The 6,786-nt window shown below is 61.8% G+C and carries 12 protein-coding genes and 1 pseudogene; 1 reads left to right on the forward strand and 12 read right to left on the reverse strand.

Annotated elements, in window-relative coordinates; translation table 11 throughout:
* The 11 genes and pseudogenes from JYJ84_RS24745 to JYJ84_RS24795 all read right to left on the reverse strand — a co-directional run.
* Positions 1-440, reverse strand: a pseudogene (locus JYJ84_RS24745) (hypothetical protein); the annotation flags it as partial.
* Positions 437-595, reverse strand: a complete 159-nt coding sequence (locus JYJ84_RS24750) for a hypothetical protein (RefSeq protein WP_175223107.1) — start codon at positions 593-595, stop codon at positions 437-439. The pseudogene JYJ84_RS24745 and the gene JYJ84_RS24750, both read right to left, overlap by 4 nt.
* Positions 592-2,550 carry a hypothetical protein gene (locus tag JYJ84_RS24755; RefSeq protein WP_175984797.1) on the reverse strand — a complete coding sequence of 653 codons (1,959 nt, stop codon included), beginning with the start codon at positions 2,548-2,550 and terminating at the stop codon, positions 592-594. Before JYJ84_RS24755 ends, JYJ84_RS24750 begins: the two co-directional genes overlap by 4 nt.
* A gap of 12 nt (positions 2,551-2,562) precedes the next feature.
* On the reverse strand, positions 2,563-2,733 hold the full coding sequence (locus tag JYJ84_RS24760) for a hypothetical protein (RefSeq protein ID WP_175223073.1): 171 nt from the start codon (positions 2,731-2,733) through the stop codon (positions 2,563-2,565).
* Positions 2,734-2,747: 14 nt separating this feature from the next.
* Positions 2,748-2,954 (reverse strand): hypothetical protein, encoded by a 207-nt coding sequence (locus tag JYJ84_RS24765; RefSeq protein WP_175223105.1) that lies wholly within the window; start codon positions 2,952-2,954, stop codon positions 2,748-2,750.
* The gene (locus JYJ84_RS24770) at positions 2,954-3,247 is read right to left on the reverse strand and encodes a hypothetical protein (protein WP_175223104.1); all 294 of its coding nucleotides are present in this window, start codon (positions 3,245-3,247) and stop codon (positions 2,954-2,956) included. Before JYJ84_RS24770 ends, JYJ84_RS24765 begins: the two co-directional genes overlap by 1 nt.
* Position 3,248: 1 nt before the next feature.
* Positions 3,249-3,710, reverse strand: a complete 462-nt coding sequence (locus JYJ84_RS24775; protein ID WP_175223103.1) for a hypothetical protein — start codon at positions 3,708-3,710, stop codon at positions 3,249-3,251.
* A 53-nt stretch (positions 3,711-3,763) separates the two neighbouring features.
* Positions 3,764-4,168 carry a hypothetical protein gene (locus JYJ84_RS24780; RefSeq protein ID WP_205185417.1) on the reverse strand — a complete coding sequence of 135 codons (405 nt, stop codon included), beginning with the start codon at positions 4,166-4,168 and terminating at the stop codon, positions 3,764-3,766.
* A 28-nt stretch (positions 4,169-4,196) separates the two neighbouring features.
* A complete protein-coding gene (locus tag JYJ84_RS24785; protein ID WP_175223102.1) occupies positions 4,197-4,355 on the reverse strand; it encodes a hypothetical protein in 159 nt (52 codons plus the stop codon).
* Positions 4,352-4,594: a hypothetical protein gene (locus JYJ84_RS24790; RefSeq protein ID WP_175223101.1), complete on the reverse strand. Its 243-nt coding sequence runs from the start codon at positions 4,592-4,594 to the stop codon at positions 4,352-4,354. Before JYJ84_RS24790 ends, JYJ84_RS24785 begins: the two co-directional genes overlap by 4 nt.
* Before the next feature lie 347 nt (positions 4,595-4,941).
* Positions 4,942-5,679: a terminase small subunit gene (locus tag JYJ84_RS24795; RefSeq protein WP_205185414.1), complete on the reverse strand. Its 738-nt coding sequence runs from the start codon at positions 5,677-5,679 to the stop codon at positions 4,942-4,944.
* Positions 5,680-5,932: 253 nt separating this feature from the next.
* Here JYJ84_RS24795 and JYJ84_RS24800 point away from each other — a divergent pair, with 253 nt between their 5' ends.
* Positions 5,933-6,247 (forward strand): hypothetical protein, encoded by a 315-nt coding sequence (locus JYJ84_RS24800; RefSeq protein WP_175223100.1) that lies wholly within the window; start codon positions 5,933-5,935, stop codon positions 6,245-6,247.
* Between the two features lie 86 nt (positions 6,248-6,333).
* Here the strand turns inward: JYJ84_RS24800 and JYJ84_RS24805 are convergent.
* Positions 6,334-6,786, reverse strand: a 453-nt coding sequence (locus JYJ84_RS24805; RefSeq protein ID WP_205189568.1) for a hypothetical protein, incomplete at its 5' end; no start/stop codon positions are given.

Below are 6,786 nucleotides of genomic sequence, written 5' to 3' on the forward strand. Positions count from 1 at the left end.
GCAGCGTCGAGAGATTTCATGCGCAGTCCTTCACCGCCGTTTGCCGACTCGTCTATTGCCTCCCACCGGACAGCCTCAATTCGCGGGAGAACGTTGGGATCGTTCGATTGTTCGCGCAGCCACCGATACCGCTCGGCGTCGAGCTTGTCGTCGTCCGTCACCTCGGCGCGCGACTCCGGCTGGCAGATCGCACAACCGTCGCCGAGAACCTTCGTGCGCATATCGCAGGTGCATTGCGGCTTCGGCTGCTGAGCGGCGAGGAGGGCTGTCAGGCGTTCGAGCAGGCGCAACTCGGCGTCGTAGAATGCCTTCGCGTCCAGATCGTCGCCCCAATCTCCGTCGACGGTGTGGCAGTTCTTCAGGGCATCAGCGCTGCGCGAAATGCTCTGGCAGGCATCCATGATCGTGGCGCGCTCGGCCGCCGTCAGCGTCTTATTCATGCTTGGCTCCCCACTATAAGCATGACGGCCCACAGGCAAACCGCCAAATCGATCACCAAAGCCACCTTCGCCTTACCGCCGCTCAGGCTGCCTTTGTATGTGCCGTACACATTGATGGCGGATAGGCCGAACATCGTGATAACGAAGGCTTTCATTGCTTGGCTCCTTCGAGAAGGGCACGGAGATTCTTGGCGTCTTCCACGAATCTGTTTCTATCGAAGTTCCAAATCGCATGTTCCAACGATTTGCGCTGCTCGTCCGTCAGCGCCTGCCGATTGGCGACCTGCGCGGGCGGGGCGGTGTAGACGATGCGCCCCAAGTTTCGGCGCAGACAAATCGTTCGCTCATACTCGGCGCGATCGACATCTCGCCACATATTTCTGAGGTGGCGCGTCTGGTATATCGCGACCGGTTCTAGAGCGTGCACAACAAGCGCCTCACGAAGTGCGGCGTTCTCGCCCATCAGTTCATCGAATTGCTTTTGCGCTCCGGTACCCATGAAATGCTCGCCGACCGTTTCGGCCCGTTGCCCCGCTGCCGCTGCCGCTGCCGCTGCTGGCTGCGATGCTGGCTGCGATGCTGGCTGCGATGCTGGCTGCGATGCTGGCTGCGATGCTGGCTGCGATGCTGGCTGCGATGCTGCCTGCGATGCTGCCTGCGATGCTGCCTGCGATGCTGCCTGCGATGCTGCCTGCGATGCTGCCTGCGATGCTGCCTGCGCGGATTGATACTCGAGCAATGCGGATTGCATCCATTTCGCCGCACGATTGAACCCGAACACACAACCCTTGACCCATTCCGTGGGATAGCCCCATGAGGCAATTTGGATATTCACGAGAAAAGCTGTCGTGCTTTCTCCATTGCCGCCGACTCTGGCTCTCATGCCGCCGAGCATCGCCTTCGCAATCGAGACCGGCTCTGTCAGTGGCTCGATTACATCCCGCTCGTCTGCCGGCGCTGCCGGTTCGGGCTTTGCGCCACTATCCTTGACCGTCTGCGGCTCGGATCGGTTCGGGAACCGGCCTTCTCGAATATCGCGAGCAATGTGCTCACTCGTGGTTTCGAGGCGCTCTCCCGCGACCGGCTCGGCCGGCGCTGCCGCTGCATCTGCGGAGGGAGACTCGGTGTCCGATGTGATGACGGGGGCGTCAGGAAGATCCTGCCAGTGCGTGACGAAATTCTCTCGGCTCCCGTGTACGCGCCAGTAGTTTTTATCGTGGTCGAAGTAGGCGAGGCGTATGCCCCAGCCTCCGCCCTTGCGGCCGTCCCAATCACACAAGGCGCAGTCCCCATTGAGAAATACGAGGACTTCTCGCTCGTCGCCCGGGACATCAATGTTGGCGTTCACCCATGCGGCCGCATCTTCCACCGCTCCCGCCACCTCAGTGCGAGGGGCGCGGGCCGACACCGCACGACTGATTGCGAGATCAAGATGATTGCGTGCTACCAGCTTTTCTGCCAGCGTTTTTGCGTCACCAAGCGCTTCGATACACGCATCAATGCCGAATTCATCCGCCCCATTGCCCATGCCTTCGAGCGGGGCGGAGGGTGCGGGCTGCTCGTCCGGATGCATCAGCTTCCATGCCTCATCTGTTGTGAGCCACCGCACGGCACCCATTTCGACGATGCAGCGTCGACCGTCCGCCATCCCACCGCCGAGCACATATCCGGTCGCATAGAAACCGTCGCGGGCAATGATGTGCGCAGCCTTCTTGCGCGTCAGGCGATCGCCGACCGACAGAGGCGGTTCCGGTTCGGCCGGCGCTGCTTCGTGCTGCTCGACAGGGGCGGCTATCCTTGTGATGCGCAGATTGTCTCCTTGCTTGTAGAAATTCAGCCGTTCCTCATATTCGGCCAGGTCAATGACGGTCCACTTGCCAGAGACGTCCCGCCATTCGTAGCGCATGCTTTCGCAATGTTCAACGTCCGAGCAATGGATTGCCCCGGTTTCTGTACAGGCACTGCAAACTGCTCGAATCAGCGCATCAGCGCGGCTATTGTCGGTGGTGGGCGTTTCGCGCTTGCACGGCCCGGTGACGCAGTCGCGCGAGCATTGGATGTCAGCGATTGCGCATACCCGGGTGGCTGCGCTGATATTGCGAGTGGTCATGGTGATCCTTCGTCAGAATTGGTCGTCATGGCGCTCGCGCGCCGCTTCGTACACTTCGCGCCGCTCGTCGTCCGTCAGCGGCTCATCCGCATCGAACCACTCGTCCAGCCCGCGCGTGCGCCACGCGTCGGACGGCTCCACTGGTCTAATCGCACGGGTTGGTGTGGTGTGGTGCGGTTTCACGTCGTTTTCCTCGGTCAGCGGTGTGCGGTGCTGGTTGCCGCGAAGGGGTTGAACAGGTCGTCCTTGTCCGGATCGAAACGAAGCGTCGAGCCGGCGGCCAGAAACATGGGTGCATCGAGGCAGTAGCCGGCGTCACGGTCGAACTCGCTGTTCCAGCCGCACGAACTCTGTACCGGCGTCCGGTTGCCGCGAAGCGTCAGGGAGTGGTCGAAGTACAGCATCACGCCTCCTTCGGCTCGTCGAGCATCCAGTCGATCCACGCGAGGCGGTCGCGGCGAAGCTGCGCGAGCGATCGGTCGGGGAAACCGTTTCGCCCCTGCCACGCCTCCAGCCCAATGAAAGGGTTGCCGAGCTGTTCGCCGATGTACTTCTTCAGCTCGACGGCCGCCACGGTAAGACCGGGGCAGTTAATGCAGACGTAGGACAGCGCGTGGCAGATGTAGTCATCGCATTTGGTCGCAATGCGCCTGCGCGCGATCTTCAGGGCTTCGCGCTTCTCGGGGGTGAGTGCCATGTCAGACCTCTACCGGGTTGCCAGCGAGCAGGCGGCGCTCGATCACGGCGAATGCAGGGTCGTCGTGGTCCTTTCCGGCCATCCGCCGGACGACGCGGATCATGGCGAAATGCGGGAGCTCGCCACTGATGCGGCGGACGTCGTAGTCCTGCCAGCTCGCACCGCTCTCCATCGCGTGGAACGGCGACGGCGTGATGCGCAGGCCTTCCAGCGCGGGCGGCGCCGTGAGCTTGTCGAGCGCGAGCCCGGCGTTCTCGGTTTCCAGCTTCTCGACCTTCGCCTCCAGCTCACGGATGCGCACCGCCGCCGCGGCCAGCCGATTGCCGGCCGCGTGGAGAAGCTCGCTGTTGACGGTGAACGTGTGCGATCCGAATACGCCGTATCGGCCGAGCGTCAGGAAAGCGCGAATCGCAGCAATAACGCGCTCGTCGTTCTCATGCGCCAGTTGGTCTTTCAGGTCCATCCTCTCTCTCCTTCCTCGGTGGTTGAGCTTCGCGCTTATTGAGCCGGTCTAGCTCACACCCGCTTAGGCGGTCTACGGGGTGTGTTCCCGTCCGCTTCCTCGCAGAACCAGACCGGCTCGATAAGCGCCCGCCGTAGCGGGATCGGTTGGTCAGCGCGCCAGCGCAGCGAGGCCGCTGCGCCGCTGGCCGCACGGTCGCGGTAGTGCGCAGTGATGTGGCGGTCAGCGAAGCGGGACAGAACGTCGCGGCTGGCGGTGTGGCGCGGCGTGCAATACGCGCCCTCGCGCTGGCAGTGGGCGATGATGTCGGCGCGCTCGGCGAGTTGATCGGTGCTGTCCTGGATGTTGAACATCAGGTGATCCAACGCGTCGCGCTGCTCGGCCGGCAGCCAGCGAAGGGCGTAGCGGCCGTTGTCGCGGATCAGTCGGCGGGCGTTGCGATACTCGATGCGATTCATGATCTTTCTCCTGTAGCGGGAGCGGTTGTTAGAGCTGGTTGCGTGCCTTGCGCCGAACGTCGGCGGCCTGCTCGCGCTGCGTGCGCTTGTCGGCGTGATCGAGTCGGTCGAACGCATCGAGCACAACGTCATGGCGCTTTCGCTGCTCGGCCGCCTTGCGAGCGGCCTTCATGTCGATCACCTTCATGCGTACATCTCGCGGTGAAGCTGCATCCATTCCGAAGAAAGCTTTGCGACCTGCTTTTCAGCCCATTCGCGAACCGACTTCTCGGCCCAGCGAGGACGGCGCGGATTGTGCTTGTACGGACCCAGGCCGCAGCTCAGCTTGTTGTTCACGTAGCTGGCTCGGTACACGACGCCTTGAACTTCAACAACTGCGGCCCATTGGCTGCCGTCTTGCTCAAGCGTTTCGGTGATGACGTTCATGTCGTCGTTCCCCTTCGTGTTGCGTTGGTCAGTGCGCGGCTCAGCCGCGGTGATGGTCGTCGTCGTTCCAGCGCTTCACGACAGCGCGAAGCTCAAGCAGCACGCCGAGCGCGATAGCCATCACTGCGGCCGTAACGATCAAGAAGGAGGTCATGTCATGCACCGCGCGTCGCAACGACGGCGACGACGGGCTGATCGTCGTTGCTCAACGCGCCGTAGGCGAGCGCAACGATCAACGTGATCAGCCAGATTTTCCAAAGCGGCATGGGTTTCATTCGATGCCTCACGGTTCTATTTCGTTTTGATGGTTTGATTATAGAACCATGTCGAATGAAATTGCAATGTAATTATTCGTCGTCGTCATCGCCCGGCGTTGCGGTCGGCTTGAGCGCCGATCCTTGCATCTGCATCAGCAGCAGCTTGAGCGGATTCTCGGCGTCGCCCTGGAGCTTCAGCTTGTCGTTGAGCATGCCCGCGTGCCGCATCAGCAACTGCATGAAGCCCTGCTTGTCGTGCGTCTTGACCTCGATGCCTTCCTTGGTGCGCTTCACGCCCGCGTACAGGCTGCGCAGCTCGGGCGGCAGGTTGCGCGTGTCCTTCACGAACACGTCGCCGAAGCCCTCGCCGAAGCACTCCGGGCATTCCTCCAGCGGCGGCTTGCGCGGGTCGTAGCCGATGCCGCCCTGCTCGTCGAACGTCTGCTCGGCGACGGTGAGCTTGATACCTTCCTGCTTCGACTTGATCACGAATGCGCGGTGCTCGACCTTTGCGCGCTCCATCTCGCCCGCCGTGCGCTGGAACCGATAGTTCTTGCCGTAGCAGTACCGGCAGCAGGTGCGCCGGAATTCGACCAGGCCATTCGAATCCGCGAACACGACGTTCATCAGCTCGAGCACAACTCGGTCTTGGTTTATCTCGACGCGCGCGGCGCGGCGCGCCTTCGCCTCCTGCACCGCGTTGGCGACGTCTGGCCGCGCGAGCAACCGCGACGCCTGCTCCTGCGCGCTGCGCTCCGCATAGCCAGCACGGATCGCAGCCTGGGTCGCATTCAGGTCGACAAGGTACTCATCGACGAATCGCTGCATTTTTGCTTGGAGCGGTCGCGGCACGCCCATTTCGTCTGATTTTTGCGCCTTCTTCTTGATCGCATTCATTCGAAAAACCTCACAAATCCCCTCCATTTGCCCGCATCTCTTCCATAAAAAATACTTACAATAATTTACAAAAAAGAAACAGCGGTGGGTCACACCTTGCTACTGGCCGACATATTCAGTGGTGGGGTATTCTATCCATCGGTACTGAATTATAACCACTCATAACCTAGAGGGACAAACCGCTATGTCTACTTTGGCACCCCCGTCGTTCCATTCTCGAAGCCAAGAAATTGCACGGGGCAAGATGTTGCACGTTGTTGTGAAGGAGCTCGGCAACAAAGTCGATCGGATTGAGAGGTCCGAATGCATCGAGCAAGCAGCCAGCTTTCCCGCTGGTGCCGACCAGCTCGACATGGACGATCCGCGGATTCGCGACATCGTTGCTGTCGGTCTGTCGCAGCAGGGCATTGATCCGGGCGATGATGCGCACCTGACCGGATTCGTGTATCGCGATGGCGAACACTTGCATGTCATGGCGTGGATCGGCGGGGCCGACTAGCGCCGCTCCATCAAGCCGGTAGCCGGCCTGAAATAAAAATGGCCGGGACACTTTGCCCGGCCACTTTTCCCTCCGAAATTGGACGATCAGCTACCCGTCCCCTCCCGATTTATGCGGAGCGCCTCCTCGATACCGTCCCACTTGTCGACGCCGGCCGCCTCCAGGCAATCAAGCCAATGCACGCGCGTCAGCAGACTGTCGTACTCGTCGCGCGTGATCGTCACCATCTCGACCGTGGTGTCAGGGCCGGCAGCCGCGTCGAAGAACGTGCTCACTGCTTCCGGCGCGTCGGGTGCGATGCGGATTTCGACCTGCGAGCCGTCCTCGGCGGTGCCGCTTTCCGGGGCGACGATGACGCGGCGCTCACTCTCCGACAGCGGCGACGGCGGCGTGTTGTCCAGCATGTAGGCGACGGCCGCGTTCTCCGCACGCTGGCGCGGCTGGTCAAGTGCTGTGAGGCTGGCTTTGCGCTCGGCCTCGAATTCAAGCAACGTGTCATCGATCGGCGGCGGATTGCAGTCGCGCCAGTTACCCGGATC

The sequence above is a fragment of the Burkholderia sp. LMG 13014 genome (genome assembly GCF_905232215.1).
Taxonomy (GTDB): domain Bacteria; phylum Pseudomonadota; class Gammaproteobacteria; order Burkholderiales; family Burkholderiaceae; genus Burkholderia.